This is a genomic window from Kitasatospora phosalacinea (assembly GCF_000716545.1).
Lineage (GTDB): Bacteria > Actinomycetota > Actinomycetes > Streptomycetales > Streptomycetaceae > Kitasatospora > Kitasatospora phosalacinea.
Genome location: NZ_JNWZ01000016.1, coordinates 33,068 through 48,747, shown reverse-complemented (window position 1 = coordinate 48,747; position 15,680 = coordinate 33,068). Strand labels below are relative to the sequence as shown.

Genomic DNA, 15,680 nt, shown 5'->3' with positions numbered 1-15,680 from the left:
CCGTGGCTAGGAGCGGCCGGGGCGGGCCTGGGCGGGCAGGGCGGCGGCCCTGGCCCGGGCCCACTGGAGCAGGACGGCGGTCAGCGCCGCGCTGATCAGCGCGGTCTGCGGCAGCGCGGCGGCCGTCCCGGCGCGCAGCGCCGCCGAGAGCGGCAGGGCCAGCACCGGCACGGCGACGGCCGGACCGGCCGCGTACCAGGCGACGAACAGGGGGACGCCGGTGCCCGCGCTGCCCGGCTGCGGGGAGCGGTAGAGCAGGTCGCGGCGGGCCCTGCCGCGGCAGGCGTTGACCAGCCCGGCCGCGACCAGCGGCGGCACCGCGAGGGGGGCCAGCCAGGCCGCCGCCCCGCCGCCGAGCGGCAGCACCGCCGCCGCGCCGGCCACCGCCAGGACCAGACCGAGCGCGGCGGGCACCACCGCGTGGCGCAGCATCAGCCCGGCGAACGGGTACGGGGACCAGGACGAGCGGCGCACGTCGTCGGTCTCGATCCGGGCGGGCTCCAGCAGCTGGGCGAGGGCCAGGTAGCCGAAGAGCAGCGCGAGCGCAGTGATCGCCCAGGACAGCGCGCCCCGGCTGCCGTGCGCCGGGACGGCACAGAGCAGGGCCGGCACGGCCAGCAGCACCGCGCGCCCGAGCCGGGCGGGCGTGCGCAGCAGGGCGAGGGTGTCGCGCCAGTACAGGGCCAGCCAGGGCTTGCGGGGCGCGGGCAGCCGTACCCGCACCCGGCGTCCGCCGTCGGAGGCGTCGGTCACGGCCAGCCGGGCGGCGCGCAGTTCGACCGTGCGCAGCGCGGCCAGCACTCCGGCGGCGGTGCGGGCCCGCTCCCGCAGCAGGGTCAGTGACACGGTGCCGATGGTCCGGTCCGCGAGCAGCAGGCCCAGTGCGGTCAGTACCGCCAGCAGGGCGGCGGCGACCGCCCCGCCGGGGACGGCGGCGGGCGTCGGGGCCAGCGCGGCGATCCCCGCCCACCCCCACGGGCCCGACCACAGCTCGATCCGCTCCAGCCAGTGCACCGGGTGCCCGGCGACGGCCAGCGCGCTCTGCGTGGCGAACGCCAGGACGAGCACGGTGGCGTACGGGGTGAGCAGGCGGGCCCAGCGGGCGGCCCGCGGGTCGCGCTGCACCAGCAGGCCGGCGCAGACGCCCAGCAGCGGCAGGCAGAGCGCGCCGGCCAGGCACCAGCCGAGGGCCGCGGGCAGGCCGGTGCGCACGGTCAGTCCGAGCGCGACCATGCCGCCGAGGGCGACCACCACTCCGGGGAAGGCGGCCAGGGCGCAGGAGAGCCAGAACCACGGCCGCAGGACCGGCCGGGGCCGCACGGGGTGGGCGAGCAGCCAGTCGGTGGTGGCACGAGGGGGGACGACCGGCCCGCGCCACAGCCCGTCGCGGACGGCCAGCAGCAGGACGGCCAGCCCGGCCGCGGCGGCACCGCTGGGCAGGGCGGCCAGCAGGCCGGGGCCGTAGTGGGTGTAGTCGGCGCCCATCGAGGCCTGCAGGAAGAGGCCGAGGCTGGGGACGCCGGCCCACGACAGCATGAGCAGCACGGTGCAGTAGAGCGCGAAGGCGACCTGCTTGGCCCGGTTGCGCCGGTGCGGGGCGCGCAGGGCGCGCAGCAGGGCGAGCGCCTCGTCGGTCCAGTCGTCGTCCGCCGTCCACTCGGCGGGCGCGGTGGCCCCGTCCCGTTCCCCGGGTTCGGCCGCGGTCTCCGCGCGGCTCACCGGAGGCCGGCCGTTCCGGTGCCGGCCGCGCCGACGCCGGGGGCGCCGGCCGCCAGGACCTGGGCGGGCGGGCCCTGCCGGAGGATCCGGCCGTCCTCCAGGACCACCGCCCGGTCGGCGACCTCCAGGGCGAGGTCGGTGTGGTGGGTGACCAGGAGCACCGCGACGCCGTCGGCGAGTTCGGCCTTCAGGAGTTCGGCGAGCCGGCGGCGGGCCTCCGGGTCGAGGCGCTGCTCGGGTTCGTCGAGCAGCAGCAGGTCGCGGGGGCGGACCAGGGCGCAGGCCAGCAGCAGGGCCTGCAGCTGGCCGGAGGAGAGGGCGGAGGGCAGGGCGTCGGCCCGCTCGGTGAGCGAGCGGGCCTCCAGCACCTGGTCGACCCAGTCGGCGGCGTCGGCGACCCCGTGCGCGACGGCGACCAGCAGCAGGTGCTCGCGCACCGTCAGGTCGGGGTAGTGGGCGACGGTGTCGCCGACGACCGCGACCCGGGCCCGGATCCGGGGGTCGTTCTCGTCCATCGGCAGGCCGTCGAACCGGACCGTGCCCCCGGTCGGCAGGTCGCGGCCGGCCGCGACCCGCAGCAGGGTCGACTTGCCGGAGCCGTTGTGCCCGAGCAGTGCCACGCACTCGCCGGCCGCCAGCGCGAGGTCGACGGGGTGCAGCACCTCCCGGCCGCCGTACGAACGGCTCACGCCGGTCAGTCGCAGCAGCGCCTTGCTCGGGGCGGTGGGGTTCTCGGCCATGCGGGCGGCGCCTCTCGACGAACGGATCGCCCAAGTATGGACCGCCGCCCGGCCCCCGTCCGCACTGCCCCCGGGCCCGGGTCTCAGCGGGTCAGGAAGGCGGTCAGTTCGGCGTTCAGCTCGGCGGCCCGCAGATGAGGGAGGCCGTGGTGGGAGACGCCCTCCAGGGTGTGGACGCGGGCCTGCGGGAGCAGGGCGGCGGCGCGGGTGGCCAGGGTGCGCGGGTCGTGGGTGCGGCTGTCGGCGGCGGGCAGCAGCAGGCAGGGCGCCTTCAGGGCGGCCAGGGCCTCGGCGGTGGGGCGGGGGCCGGTGACGGGGCGGGTGGCCGGGAAGGTCGCGGCCAGGCCGTACAGGCGGGTCCAGTCCGGGTCGAGGGGGACGCCGCCGGTCTCCCAGGCGAGGAAGGCCCTGGCCCGGCGCTCGCTGGGGCGGGCCAGCATCGGGGCGGCGTGCAGCAGGTAGGAGGGGCGGTAGCCGGTGAAGCAGCCGGTGGGGTCGAGCAGGGCCAGCCGGGCGGCCCGGTCGGGGCGGCGCAGCGCGTAGCTCAGGGCGATCCAGCCGCCGTAGGAGTGGCCGCACAGGTCGGCGCTCTCGGCGCCGAGCGCGTCCAGGACGGCGTCCAGCCAGCCGTGCAGGTCGTCGACGGTGCGCGGGGGCGTGTGCCCGTCCGCGCTGGAGCGCCCGGCCTCGCCGATCCGGTCGACGGCGAGGACCCGTGCGGTGCGGGCGAGTTCGGCGACGTTCTCCCACCAACTGGCGGCGGTGGCGCCGCCGCCGTGGAGCAGCAGCAGGGGCGGGGCGTCGGGCGGCCCGGCGGCGTTGACCCGGGTGGTGCCCCAGGGGGTCTCCAGGTCGAGCGTCTCGACCGGGACCGGCCAGCGGTCGAGCAGGGTGTCGTAGGCGGACAGGAAGGCGGAACGGTCGAATCCCATGCTGGGCTCTCCTGGAGAAAGTGTCTCGCTCGGCAATCTTCTCGCTGGGCGAGATAATATGCATGCCGTAGCCCCTGCGGACAACCGTCCCCGCGAGACACCCCACGAGAGGCCGAGCAGATGAACGATCCAGGGCCGGGCCTGCGCACCGTGCACACACTGCGCGCGCTCACCGTCGAACTCGACCTGCTGGCCGCCTCGTTCGCGCAGCGCCACGGCCTGCACCCGACCGACCTGCGGGCGCTGATCGCGCTGCTGGACGCCGCCCGGGAGGGGACGCCCGCCACGCCCGGCCGGCTCGGCCGCGAACTGGGCCTCAACTCGGCGGGCACCACCGCCGTCCTGGACCGGCTGGAACGGCTGGGCCACGTCCACCGCAGCCGCGACCCGCACGACCGGCGGCGCGTCCTGCTGGCGGTCACCGAGCGGGCGGTCGCGCTCGGCCAGGGCTTCTTCGGCCCGCTGATCGGCGAGGCGGCCGCCCTGGTCGACGGGCTGTCGGCGACCGAGCGGGCCACCGTGGAAGGATTCCTGGCGTCCGTACGGGAGATCGTCGCCCGGCACGCGAACGGGGACGGGGGCCCGGACGGGAACCGGGACGGGAACGGGGGAGCCGAACAGGATGCCGAAGCCGAGTGAACTGCTGGACGCGCAGGAGCGCGAGCTGCTGCGCCGCGCGCTGGGTGAGTGGGGCGGCCCGGCCCGCAGCGGCGACGCGATGGCCTACGCGCTGGGCTTCGCGGACGCCGCGGACCTGCTGACGGGGTGCGGGCGGCTGTCCGGCGCGCTCCGCGAGGACCTGCCGCTCTCCCCGGCCGACTGGGCGCGCGCCCTGCTCGCCACCGAGGTCGTCTTCGCCAGCGACCTGGTGGGCTCGGGCGTCGAGTGGTCCACCACCACGGGGTGGGACGACGCGGAGACCGTCCGGCGGCTGCGTTCGGTCCAGCGCAAGCTGGGCCCGGTGCTGCGGGGGCAGTACGGCGGACGCCCGGGCGAGTAGGTCCTCGCCCGGGCGTCCGCCGTCGGTGTTCCGTCATCGGTGTTCCGCCGTCGGTGTTCCGCCGTCGGTGCCTGACACGGGTGTCGCGGCCCCGGTGCGCCACCGTCAATGCGCCGGCACCGGTGTCCCGGCACTGACGCGCCGACCTCGGTGCGCCGTCGTCAACGCGGCAGCAGGCCGGTGTTGAAGGTGAGCTTCGGGGCGGCGTTCTCCGCCAGGGAGTGCGCCTGCTCGGGCCACCAGCCGCCCGCGATCGGGTCGACCGAACCGTACTCGGGGTCGGCCGGGCCGGCGGTGCCGCGGGTGCAGCTGCCGTCGGACTCGCCGGGGACCTTGATCCACAGGAAGGCGTCCAGCAGGGCCTGGCCGGTGTTCGCGGTGGGGCGGCTGCCCAGGCCGCGGGCGGGCGGGTTGCACCAGGTCTGCGGGTCGCCGGTGTACTTGCCGGGCTCCGGGGTCCACGGGCCCTGGCCGTTGCGGCTGCTGTCGATCACGAAGTGGGTGAGCTTGGCGTCGGCCGGGACGTGCTCGGCGTACCAGGCGTCGGCGTCCGCGGCGGGCCAGTACTGGTTGGCGCAGGAGTCGGCGGTGGCGCCCGGGGTGTTGCGCAGGTACCAGACGCACTTGGAGACCTGGGTGCCGTAGCGGATCAGCGAGGCGTCGGTCTGGTAGTTCGACACGTTCAGGAAGAAGCCCTGCGCGTCGGCGACGTCGGCGTCGATCAGCAGCTGCGCCTGGGTGCCGACGTTCTGCCAGGTGCTGTGCCCGGCGTCCAGGTAGACGATCGCGCCGCGCTGGCGCTCCAGCCGGGTCACGGCGGCGGAGATCTCGGCGAGCCGGTCCTGCTGCTGGGCGGCGGTGCCGCCGCAGAACGCGGGCGACAGGGCGAGGCCGTCCGGCTCCAGGATGACCACCGTCTTGCGGTCGCCGATGCCGCGGGCCAGGGCGTCGATCCAGGCCGCGTACTCGGTGCTGTTGGAGGCGCCGCCCGCCGAGTACTGCGAGCAGTCCCGGCCCGGCACGTTGTAGGCGACGGCGACCGGCACCTGCTTGGCCCGGGCGGCCTTCGTCTGCAGTGCGGCCATCGCGCTGGTGGTCTCCTGCGGGGTGGCCGTGCCGTTGAACCACTGGGCGACCGGCCAGGACGCCAGCTGGGCCATCGACTTGGCCCCGGCCAGGTCGTGCGCCTTGAGGTCGGTGAGCGCCTGCTGCGCGGCCTTGCTCCCCGGGTCGACGTAGAACCGGGTGTCCGGCGCGAGGGTCCGCGCCCCGGGCGCGGCGGGCGCGGCCTGGGCCTGGGAGGTGGCGAGGCCGAGGCCGGACGCGAGCAGCACGGCCAGCGAGAGCGCGGCTCGAACGGGGTGGGGTGGGCGCATGGCGGGTCTCTCCGGCGGGGATCGGCGAACGGAGCCGCCATGCAGCCAGCCCCGGCGACACCCCGTCAAGGCCCGCCCGGCCGGACCCGCCGAACCCGCAGCAGGACCCGCCACGAGGCCCCTGACCGGGTGAAACTTTCACGCCCCGGTGCCGTCCGTCCGGCGGCGCAGACCCCGGTCCTACGTCCACGGACCCTCACCGGGGCGGCCCGCGCCCGCCTACCGTCCCTCCCGTGGACACCACCGGCACCCTCGACGAGGCCCGGCAACGGCTGCACGCCTGCGGTCCCGAGCGGCTCGGACGGGAACTCGCCGACCGCCCGTGGCGCGAGGTCCTCGCCCGGTGGTGGCCCCGGCTGCTGCCCGGCCTGTACGGCGGTTCGACCCACCCCGTGATCCGGGTGGGCCACGCGGTCCGCACCCTGCCGGCCGGACCGGAGACCGGGCCCCGGCTCGCCGAACTCGCCCACGGCCCGGGCTACTGGGCCGCCCGCCACCGCCCGCTCGCCGTCCGCCCCGCCGCGCCGGTCGCCGGGGGCGCCGCCGCCGCGCTCGACGCGGTGGTGCCGGTCGCCGGACGGACCGGCGGCTTCCCCGAACGGCTGGAGCGCGTCACGGCCCTGCCCGACTGGACGTCCGCCGTCACCGATCCGGCCGAGGCGCACCGGCGGCTGACCGGGCTCGTCCGGACCGCGACCCACCGGTACGCGACCCACGGCCACGGCGAGGGGACCATGCTCGTCCACGCGGCCACCGCGCCCAACGCCGTGCTGCGCACGCTGCCCGCGCTCCCCCGGGAGCTGTGGGCGCCGAGCCTGCACGCCGCCTGGGCCGCCTCCGCCGCGTCACCGCGATGTACGCGCCCGACGCCCCGGCCGACCGCGTCCCGACGGTCGGGTGCACGCCCGAGGAGGTCGTCGAACGGGCGCTGGCCCACGGCGACGAGCACGTCCTCGAACCGACCGACACCGCCCTCGACGTCGGCGACGGACCGGCCCTCGCCGCCGCGCTGTACGCGATCGAGCTGAACCGCCCGCTGCGCTGAGCGGGCGGGTGCGGGCGGGCCGGCGGGTACGGTGGACGGCGAGGTGTCCCCCGCCCCGGCGGACGGGAGGGCACGGGGAGCGAGCCGCGGAGGCGGAGTTGACGGACTTTCCGGTCCTCGGAATCCCCGGCTGGGGCGGCTCCCGGGGCATGACCGTCACCGGCGGCACCGGCGCGGGGACGGACTCGGTGATCCACGGCTACCTCACCGGCGGGCCCCGCTCCGCCCCGCTGCTGGTCTTTGCCCAGTCCACCGTGCGCGACCAGAGCGCGGCGGCGCTGCGCAACCTGCTCGGCCACCACGGGCGGCCCGAGCACGCCGAACTGCTCGGACCGCCCCGGCTGGAGGAGACCATCGTCACCGTGACCGGGACGCCCCGGCCCGGCGTCCGGCACCGCTGGGCGGACGGGCGGGTCGGTCTGCTGACCTTCGACTGGGAGCGCGCCCACGTCTGCGTGGCGTCCTGGGAGCACCCGTTGGACGCGGCGTTCCTCGCCTCCCTGGGCCCGCTGGGCCCACCGCGCCCCGGCCGCTGAACGGGCGGGAGCCCGACGCGGTCGAGGAGCGGTTCGGCCTCCGGTTCGCCGCCGACCACCGGGTCCTACTCTCCGCCGGGCTGCCGCTGGGCTCGCGCCGCCGCCCCGACTGGCGCGCCGGTGACCCGGCGGACCTGCGGACCCGGCTGGACGCGCCGGTCGAGGGCGTGCTGTTCGACGTCCGCCGCACCGGCTTCCGGTATCCCGGCTGGGGTCGGCCGACCCGGCCCAGGCGCTGCGGGACGCTCGGGACGGGCCGGCGGACGTCCCGCAGCCGGTGCCGGTGTACGGGCACCGCTACCTGCCCGGCGCGACGGTCGTCGCCGGGCACCTCGGCGCGCTCCACCGTCGGCTTCTGGTCGTACCTCGTCGAAGCCGGGCCGGAGACCTGGTGCACCACCCCGCGCGACCCGTACGCGACCACCGCCGAGGAGGGGGTCGGGCACCTGCGGATGCTCGCGCCGGAACGGCTGGTCGGCCGGCGGGTCGACGAGTGGCTGCCGGCGCCGGCGCTCGGCGTCGGGGCTTCAGGGGCGCCGGGGCTCCAGGGGCGGGGGCGCCGTGAAGTCGACGGCGGCGGCGGGCAGGACCCGGATGCTGCGCTCGGGGAAGTCCAGGTGGCGGTAGATCTCGTTGTGGTGGGCGATGGCCGCGTCCGGCGGGACGAAGCCGGTCGGCTCGGGGCGGACGGAGGTGGTGTGCCCGTCCGCGACCAGTACCAGGTCGTAACCGCGGCTGAGGGCTTGGCGGGCGGTGGTCTCCACGCAGTTCTCGGTGGCGAAGCCGGTGACCAGGAGTTCGGTCGCGCCGAGCCGGGCCAGCGTGTCGGCCAGGTCGGTGCGCAGGAAGGCGTCCGCGGTGGTCTTGGTCAGCTGCGGTTCGCCGTCCGGCGGCGCCAGTTCGGGCAGGACGGCGCCGCAGCCCCGCTGCCGCACGGTGACGACGGGGACGCCGGCGGCGCGGGCCCGGCGGCTCAGGCCCGCGATGGTGCGGACGGTCGGGCCGGGGCGGTGCATGAAGGGTGCGGTACCGGCCTGCATGTCGATGACCAGCAGGGCCGGGCGGTGCGGCGGCGGCCCGCCGGGGTGGGCGGCCGTCACGTTCCGCTGACCGCCTCGGCGGCGGACGGCCGCGGGGCGGGCTGCCCACCGGTGGCCGCAGTCCTGACCCGGGTGCGGCCGGAGAGCGCGGCGGCCGTCCCGATCGGGACCGCCAGCAGCGCGAACGCACCGGCGAACGCCGGGAGTTCGCCGTCCGACAGCACCGAGAGGGTGGTGAACAGGGCCGAGGCCACGGCCAGCACCAGGGTCTGGCCGAGGTTCTGCGCGGTCTGCATCGCGCCGCTCGCGTAGCCCTGCCGGCCGGCCGGGGCGTGCGCGAGCGACAGCAGGGTGAGCGAGGGCGCCGCCAGCCCCATCCCGACGGCGGCCAGCACCATCGAGGACACCGCCACCGCCGCCGGCACCGCCGGGACGGTGCACAGCGCCGCCACCGCCACCGCGACCGCCATCACGGCGGCCCCGACCGCCACCAGCCGGTGCCGGGGCACCCGGTGGTGCAGCCGTCCCTGCACCCAGGAGGATCCGGCCCAGGCGAGCGTCGCCCCGGTGAAGGCGAGCCCCGTCACCGTGCCGGGCACCCGGCGCGCCGTGGTGAGCAGCAGGGGGACGAAGGCCTCCAGGGTGAAGTACGCGCCGGAGGTCAGCGCGCGCAGCAGCACGGTGGCGGGCAGCCCGCCGGCGGCCCGCCAGGTGCGCGGGGGCAGCAGGCGCGGGGCGAAGGCCGCCAGCAGCGCCGCGCCGCCCGCCGCGCACAGCAGGTGAACGGCGTCCCAGGCGGTGACGCCGTACTGGGTGAGTGCCGCGGCCGCGCTCACCGCCAGCGCGGCGGACAGCGCGGGCCGCCGCCCGGCCGAGCCGGGCTCCTCCGGTGCCTGCCCCGACCGGGCCGGCTGTTCGGGTCGGCCCGGTCGGCCGCGCAGGAGCAGCACGGCGGCCGCGGCGGGGACCGCGGTGAGCCCCGCGAGGGCGAAGAACACCGCCTGCCAGGACCACCACCCGGCCACCAGCCCGGCGAGTGGGGGCCCGACCAGGGACGGCACGATCCAGCAGGCGCTCATCAGGGACAGCACGCGGGCCCGCAGGCGGTCCGGGTAGGACTGTCCGACGGCCGCGTTGACGGACACCGCGACCAGGCCCGCCGCGATGCCGTCGGTGAAGCGGCCCACGCCCAGCTGCCAGACGGTGCCGCTGGTCGCGGAGACCAGCAGCGTCACGACGGACAGCACCACTCCGGCGGTCAGCGGCCGCCTGGCCCCGGCGCGGTCCGCCCACGAGCCGCCGAGCACGCCGCCGAGCAGGCCAGCCGCCACGAACGCCCCGGCCACCAGCGGGTAGAGGCCGACCCCGTCGAGCTCCCGGGCGGCCACCGGCAGCAGCGGCATCACCGCCATCGCCGCGAACCCGGTCAGGAACATCACCGCGGCGAAGCTCGCCGTGGTGGCCAGGTACGCCCGGGAGAACAGCCCGGGTGGTGGCGCGGGCGGGGACTCTGCGGGTTCACGGGCGTCGCGGGTCACCGGCAGCAAGGTAGGGCCTGACGCCGCGTCGGACCACTGGTTTTCCGGCGGCCGGACGGCGGCTGCGGAACGGCAGCAGCGGGACGGCCGCGGGACGGCTGCGGGACGGCCTCCCGGCCGCGCGCTTCCCGGCGCCGCACCCCGGGTCAGGTCTGGAGCGAGGCGAGCGTGACCACCGTGATGTCGGACGGGGCGCCGACCCGGACCGGCGGGCCCCAGGCGCCCGCGCCCCGGGTGACGTAGAGCTGGGTGTCGCCGTAGCGCTCCAGGCCGGCCACGGTGGGGTTGGCCAGTTCGGCGAGGTGGTTGCCGGGCCAGAGCTGGCCGCCGTGGGTGTGGCCGGAGAGCTGGAGGTCGACGCCGTGGCGCACGCTGTCGTGGATGGTGACCGGCTGGTGCGCCATCAGCACCGCGGCGCGGGCCCGGTCGCGGTCGCCCAGCGCCCGCCCGTAGTCCGGCCCCTGGCCCTGCGCGGTGCCGGCGATGTCGTTGACGCCGGCCAGGTCGAACCAGGGCAGCTCGACCCGGTCGTTCTCCAGCGGGTGCACGCCCAGCTCGCGGACGAACTCCACCCAGGGCCCGGCGCCGGAGAAGTACTCGTGGTTGCCGGTGACGAAGTACGCCCCGTCCTCGGCGCGCAGGTCGGCCAGCGGGCGGGCGGCCGGGCCGAGCTCGGGGACGGTGCCGTCGACCAGGTCGCCGACCACGGTGACCAGGTCGGGCTGGACGGCGTTGATGGTGTCGACGATCCGCCGGGTGTGCGCCTTGCCGAGGATCGGTCCGAGGTGGATGTCGCTGACCACCGCGATCCGGTAGCCGTGCGCGGCGCGCGGGAGCTTCGCCAGCGGCACCGTCACGTGCTTGAGCCGCGGTCCGCGCAGCACCCCGTACGTGCCGTTGCCGACCACCCCGACGGCCACCGCCGCCGCGCCGCCGGCCACCACGCGGGAGACGAACAGGCGCCGCGACGCCTCCACGGCGGGCCGCACCGGCCCGGCGGGCCCGGTCTGCGGCTCGTCCGCAGGGGGCGCGGAGGTTCCGGGAGTCGCGGGGACGGTGACGGGGGCGGCGGCGGTCGCGGCGGGGGCGGTCGCGGCCGTCCGGCCCCGGTGGAGGCGCAGCAGCAGGGGGCGCAGCACCTCGCCCGCCAGCAGGGCGAGCAGGAGGTAGAGGCCGACGGCCATCCAGAGGTAGCCGGGCCAGGCGAACCAGCGCTCCACGGCGAGCGGGAAGGCCCGTCCGCCGACCGCCGCGAGCAGCATCAGGGCGGGCAGCAGGAAGGCCAGGACGGTGCCGGCGCGGCGGTACCACCCGCCGGGGCGGGAGACGTCGCGGACCAGCCGCCGCCACAGGTACCAGTGCGCCACCCCGAGCAGTGCGATCAGCCCGAGGGCCGCCGCCGCCATCACCGCGATCTTCATCGGACAAGTATCCGTGCCGGGTCCGGCGGGCCGGACGGCGGGTCGGCGGGATGTCGACGGGGGGTGGTCGGCCGGACGCGGTGGGTGCCGGTCCCGGTTCGGTTCCCGGTCACCCCCTGTGAGCCCGAGCACATGCGGGTGGCGGTCTACGGCCCCCGGTAGTTGGTGTGCGGCGGATCGCGGGCACGGGGGGCGCGGGCGCCGCTCGGGCGTGTCGCAGCGGGCGGCGAACGCGCAGGTCAGCGACGCGTGGACAGACGCTCCGGCGGGGACGGGTTTGCAGTGCGGGCGGGTCGGGTAAACCGGGCTTTCTGCGCCCTCGCCACCGGGTCGGCTACTACGGCGAGTAGTTTCGAGGGCCATTGTTCGGGTCTCCGGCGTCTGCCAAGAATGTCTCGTCCGCCAGGCGGTCCGGCCGGTTCCACCGCCGGATCCCCTGCCACCGCGTGCGCCGCCCGCGCTCCGCGTCCCGGTCGGCGGCCACCGTGTCCGTCCGGCCGTCCGGCCCCGCGCGAGGAGAGGTCGCCGTGCACCATCGCAGGACCCTGACCCTTTCGGAGAAGCTCCACCGCCACCGGCACGCCCTGGTGACGGGCATCGCCACGCTCGCCGTCGCCGGCACCGCCACCCTGGCGCTCGCGCTGCCGCAGAGCGGGGACCCGGCCGCCGCCACCGCGAACCCGACGCTGGCCGACCGTCCGCAGCTGTCCTCGGACACCTTCGCCTCGCGGTCCGCCGCCGCGTCTCGGTCCGCCGTCTCGGTGTCCGCCTCGCAGCAGGCCCGGGCGGAGGCCGAGGCCGCCGCCTCGGCGTCGGCGTCCGCCTCCGCATCCGCCTCCGCGCAGGCCGAGGCGGAGGCCGCCGCCTCGGCGTCCGCACAGGCGGCGGAGGCCAGTGCGAGCGCGTCCGCATCCGCGTCCGCGTCCGCGCAGGCGGAGGCCGAGGCCAAGGCGGAGGCCGCCGCGAAGGCGAAGGCCGAGGCTTCGGCGAAGGCAGCGGCGTCCGCGGAGGCGAAGGCCCGGGCGTCCGCGTCCGCCTCGGCGGCGTCCCGCGCGCAGCAGCGGCCGTCGCTGTCCGCCACCGCCTCCCCGTCGGCGGCCGCCTCCGCCTCCTCGCCCTCGGCTTCCGCGTACAGCGGCACGCCGCAGCAGATCGCGGCGCGGATCGTGCCGGCGGGACAGTTGCAGTGCTTCTCCAACATCGTGGAGCGGGAGAGCAGTTGGGACGTGCACGCGACCAACGCGTCCTCGGGGGCGTACGGCCTGATGCAGGCGCTGCCGGGTTCGAAGATGGCCTCGGCGGGCGCCGACTGGCGGGACAACCCGGTGACGCAGATCAAGTGGGGCCTGCAGTACATGAACGAGACGTACGGCAGCCCGTGCGCGGCGTGGTCGTTCTGGCAGGCGCACAACTGGTACTGATCCGGTCGGCTGCGGGGGCCCGCTCGCACGGGGCCTCCGCAGCTCCACCACGGTGCGTACATCTGACGATACGTCAGCAAGTCGCGGCGTTCCGCCCCGTATCCGGACATTTCAGCGCACAGTCATGTCCGTTCGGTGAAGATTTCGCGAACTTCCCGTGGCTGATGTCCGGTATCGATGCTTTGGTGCGGCTTCCGACCTTTGCCTGGGGCTGTCCCCGCCCCTAGCCTCCCGGCCATGGCCCCACCACTGATCACCGTCGTGCTGCCCGCTTACGACGAGCAAGGACAACTGAAGGAGTGTCTCGACTCGCTGCTCGGACAGTCCTTCCGCGAGTTCGAGATCATCGTGGTGCAGACCCCCTCCGAGCACTGCCCCGAGCGGCTGGTCGAGGCGTACGAACTGCGTGACGCCCGGGTGCGGGTGCTGCGGCTGGAGGCCGAGACCGGCATCGGGCGGGCCCGGATGGCGGGGGCGGCGCACGCCCGCGGGCAGTACCTGCTGTTCCTGGACGCCGACCACCTGCTGCCGGAGGACGCCTTCGAGGCGATGGACGCCCGGCTCGCCGAGACCGGCGAGGTCGACGTGCTGCTGTTCGGCCACAGCCGGGAGTACCGGGGCAAGGTCTGGCCGGGCAACGCGGCCGAACTGCTGGCCGCCGCCGGGCCCGCGGTGTTCTCCCCCGCCGAGCGGCCCGAACTGTTCGGCGCCCCGCCGCTGGTCTGGGACCGGCTGATGCGCAGCGGGACCATCCCGGCGTTCCCGGACGGCTTCTACGAGGAGGTCCCGGCGGTGCACCGCTCGCTGCTGGCCGCCACCCGGGTCGCGGTGCTGGACCGCGAGTGCGTCACCATCCGCCGCCGCCACACCCTGCACCCGGCGGGCAGCGAGGGCGCCAGCCACTTCGACCTGTTCGACCGCTACGCGAGCACCTTCGAACTGCTGGACGCGCAGCCCGTCGAGGCCGAGCCGGTCACCGCCGCGGTGCGCCCGCACCTGTTCACCAGGATGATCCGGCACTACCTGTTCGTCTTCGACCTGCCGGGGTGCCTGACCCGGGCCGAGCGCCCGCAGTTCTTCCAGCGCGCCGCCGAGCACTACAAGCGCTTCCTGCCCAGCGGGTACCGGCGCCCCGAGGGCCGCGAGGGCATCAAGTTCTCGCTGCTGGCCTCGAATTCGTACGCCACCTTCGAGGTCGCCAAGTTCTCCCGGCTGGCGGGCGGCCGCCGCTGAGCCGCCGGGCGCGCGGGGGCGGTTCCGGTAGCCGGGCACGGTGAACGACACGGCAGGCACGGTGTCTTGACGCACCGTTCGCCGGGTCCGGGGGGTAGAGTCCGTGCCCGCGGACAGTTCGGGTCCGCTCCGTACCCAGCTCACCGCGCCCAGTTCCGTGCACGCACCCACCGGACCGGAAGGCGAACTCCCCGATGTCCTCCCCTGCTTCCCCGTCAGCGGCCCCGACGCCGGACCCGGCCGCAGACCCGTCGGCCGCCGACCCGACCGAGACCGCCGGCGGGCCGGGTCCGGAGACCGCCGGCCAACTCCCGCCGCAGCGGCTGATGTCCGGCTGGACACTGCTCCTGCTGGGGGCACTGCTGCTGGCCGAGGCGTTCGCCTGCATGGCCGTGCTGATCAGCGTCTGGACGCCGCTCACCACGCTGACCGCCGAACACGCCCCGACCGGCGACCCGATGCCGTGGACGGTGCTCGGCCTCGGCCCCTGGCACCTGACCTCCAACACGGCCATGCTGCTGGCCGTGCTCGCCGCCAGCGGCCTGGGCAGCTTCGTGCACGCCGCCACCTCCTTCGCCACCTACGCGGGCAACCGGCAACTGCTGCCCAGTTGGCTGCCCTGGTACCTGCTGCGCACCGCGATCGGCGGGGCGCTCGCCCTGCTGGTCTACTTCCTGCTGCGCGGTGGCCTGTTCGCCAACGGCACCGACGGCACGGCCACCAACCCGTACGGCTTCGCCGGGATCGCCGGGCTGTGCGGCCTGTTCTCCAAGCAGGCCACCGACAAGCTCCGCGAGGTCTTCGACACCGTCCTGACCACCAAGGACGGTGCGGGCGACGACGAGCGCGACGACAAGATCCAGGCCGCCGCCCCTGCCCCCGGCACCCCCGCCCCCGCCACCACGGCCCCGGCCACCCCGCAGACCGCCGCGCAGGCCGCCGTCCTGGCCACGCTCCCCCAGCCCGCGACGGCGGACCCGGGACAGCCGGTGATCCCGCAGCAGCACACCACCTCCCCCGAGAACCCCTGACGGGGCGTCAACCAGTCTCCGGGGGCGGCGGCCGGGCCTCCACCGTCCCGAGCGCCGCCCCCGGCGGGGCCGGTGTCAGGGGGCGAGGATCCGCTCCCACAGCAGGGCGTCGTGCCAGCTGCCGCCGAGCAGGATCGAGGAGTGCGCGACGCCGTACGGGGTGAAGCCGTTGCGGCGCAGGACGCGCTGCGAGGGCAGGTTCTCCAGGTTGGTGGAGGCTTCGACGCGGTGCAGGCCGAGTTCGTCCGCCATCAGCCGGAGGGCGAGCGCGACGGCGCGGCCGGCGTGTCCCCGGTTCTGGGCGGGGGTGGCGATCCAGTAGCCGAGGGAGGCGCGGCGCAGGTGGGGTTGCGGCAGGATGCCGCCGACGGTGACCTGGCCGACCACCTGCCCGTCGGCGAGCACCACGCCCGGCCAGAGCGTACCGGCGCGGTGCCCGGCCAGCAGGCGGTCGATCCGTTCCGCCTGGCCGGCCTCGGTGGAGAACCCGGCCGGCTGGTCCGGCTCCCAGCGGCGGAAGGCTTCGACGTCCCGGGCCCGGTGCGCGGCGATCGCGGCGGCGTCGGCGGGCTCGATCAGACGGATGCGGGTGCGGCCCGGCACGGACGGTTCCTCCTCGCGGTGGGGTCAAGGACGGGACGGCAGCCT

Annotated in this window: 14 protein-coding genes and 1 pseudogene; 7 read left to right on the top strand and 8 right to left on the bottom strand. The window is 76.4% G+C overall.

Going from position 1 to position 15,680, the window contains the following annotated elements; genetic code table 11:
* Nucleotides 1–6: 6 nt before the first annotated feature.
* The 3 genes from OO48_RS10645 to OO48_RS10635 all read right to left on the bottom strand — a co-directional run bounded on the left by OO48_RS10645 (nucleotide 7) and on the right by OO48_RS10635 (nucleotide 3,391).
* Nucleotides 7–1,719, bottom strand: a complete 1,713-nt coding sequence (locus OO48_RS10645; protein WP_245194586.1) for a DUF6297 family protein — start codon at nucleotides 1,717–1,719, stop codon at nucleotides 7–9.
* Nucleotides 1,716–2,459: an ABC transporter ATP-binding protein gene (locus OO48_RS10640; RefSeq protein ID WP_033214561.1), complete on the bottom strand. Its 744-nt coding sequence runs from the start codon at nucleotides 2,457–2,459 to the stop codon at nucleotides 1,716–1,718. The genes OO48_RS10645 and OO48_RS10640 overlap by 4 nt, the downstream gene beginning before the upstream one ends.
* Before the next feature lie 83 nt (nucleotides 2,460–2,542).
* Nucleotides 2,543–3,391: an alpha/beta fold hydrolase gene (locus OO48_RS10635; protein ID WP_033214560.1), complete on the bottom strand. Its 849-nt coding sequence runs from the start codon at nucleotides 3,389–3,391 to the stop codon at nucleotides 2,543–2,545.
* Nucleotides 3,392–3,511: 120 nt separating this feature from the next.
* Here OO48_RS10635 and OO48_RS10630 point away from each other — a divergent pair, with 120 nt between their 5' ends.
* Entirely contained in the window at nucleotides 3,512–4,030 is a 519-nt protein-coding gene (locus tag OO48_RS10630; RefSeq protein ID WP_051731983.1) for a MarR family winged helix-turn-helix transcriptional regulator, read from the top strand.
* A complete protein-coding gene (locus OO48_RS10625; RefSeq protein ID WP_051731982.1) occupies nucleotides 4,014–4,391 on the top strand; it encodes a hypothetical protein in 378 nt (125 codons plus the stop codon). Before OO48_RS10630 ends, OO48_RS10625 begins: the two co-directional genes overlap by 17 nt.
* A 161-nt stretch (nucleotides 4,392–4,552) precedes the next feature.
* Here OO48_RS10625 and OO48_RS10620 read toward each other — a convergent pair whose 3' ends face one another.
* On the bottom strand, nucleotides 4,553–5,767 hold the full coding sequence (locus tag OO48_RS10620; protein WP_033214558.1) for a glycoside hydrolase family 6 protein: 1,215 nt from the start codon (nucleotides 5,765–5,767) through the stop codon (nucleotides 4,553–4,555).
* Between the two features lie 233 nt (nucleotides 5,768–6,000).
* Here OO48_RS10620 and OO48_RS34350 point away from each other — a divergent pair.
* Both OO48_RS34350 and OO48_RS10610 read left to right on the top strand, forming a co-directional pair.
* Nucleotides 6,001–6,812: pseudogene (locus OO48_RS34350) on the top strand (questin oxidase family protein).
* 98 nt (nucleotides 6,813–6,910) lie between these two features.
* Nucleotides 6,911–7,348, top strand: coding sequence for a hypothetical protein (locus OO48_RS10610; RefSeq protein ID WP_157845422.1), 438 nt, complete (start codon nucleotides 6,911–6,913; stop codon nucleotides 7,346–7,348).
* A gap of 527 nt (nucleotides 7,349–7,875) precedes the next feature.
* Here the strand turns inward: OO48_RS10610 and OO48_RS10605 are convergent.
* The 3 genes from OO48_RS10605 to OO48_RS10595 all read right to left on the bottom strand — a co-directional run bounded on the left by OO48_RS10605 (nucleotide 7,876) and on the right by OO48_RS10595 (nucleotide 11,347).
* Nucleotides 7,876–8,448: an isochorismatase family protein gene (locus tag OO48_RS10605; RefSeq protein ID WP_425338530.1), complete on the bottom strand. Its 573-nt coding sequence runs from the start codon at nucleotides 8,446–8,448 to the stop codon at nucleotides 7,876–7,878.
* Entirely contained in the window at nucleotides 8,445–9,824 is a 1,380-nt protein-coding gene (locus OO48_RS10600; RefSeq protein WP_063830656.1) for an MFS transporter, read from the bottom strand. The genes OO48_RS10605 and OO48_RS10600 overlap by 4 nt, the downstream gene beginning before the upstream one ends.
* A gap of 248 nt (nucleotides 9,825–10,072) precedes the next feature.
* Entirely contained in the window at nucleotides 10,073–11,347 is a 1,275-nt protein-coding gene (locus tag OO48_RS10595) for a metallophosphoesterase (protein ID WP_033214556.1), read from the bottom strand.
* A 527-nt stretch (nucleotides 11,348–11,874) separates the two neighbouring features.
* On the opposite strand from OO48_RS10595, the gene OO48_RS39200 reads away from it, so the two are divergent.
* From OO48_RS39200 to OO48_RS39195, 3 genes are all read left to right on the top strand, one after another.
* Nucleotides 11,875–12,768, top strand: coding sequence for an aggregation-promoting factor C-terminal-like domain-containing protein (locus tag OO48_RS39200; RefSeq protein WP_051731981.1), 894 nt, complete (start codon nucleotides 11,875–11,877; stop codon nucleotides 12,766–12,768).
* A 237-nt stretch (nucleotides 12,769–13,005) separates the two neighbouring features.
* A complete protein-coding gene (locus OO48_RS10585; RefSeq protein WP_157845421.1) occupies nucleotides 13,006–14,001 on the top strand; it encodes a glycosyltransferase family 2 protein in 996 nt (331 codons plus the stop codon).
* Between the two features lie 194 nt (nucleotides 14,002–14,195).
* Nucleotides 14,196–15,032 (top strand): hypothetical protein, encoded by an 837-nt coding sequence (locus OO48_RS39195; RefSeq protein ID WP_051731979.1) that lies wholly within the window; start codon nucleotides 14,196–14,198, stop codon nucleotides 15,030–15,032.
* A 75-nt stretch (nucleotides 15,033–15,107) separates the two neighbouring features.
* On the opposite strand, the gene OO48_RS10575 is transcribed toward OO48_RS39195, so the two are convergent.
* Nucleotides 15,108–15,635: a GNAT family N-acetyltransferase gene (locus tag OO48_RS10575; protein ID WP_033214555.1), complete on the bottom strand. Its 528-nt coding sequence runs from the start codon at nucleotides 15,633–15,635 to the stop codon at nucleotides 15,108–15,110.
* Between the last annotated feature and the right edge of the window lie 45 nt (nucleotides 15,636–15,680).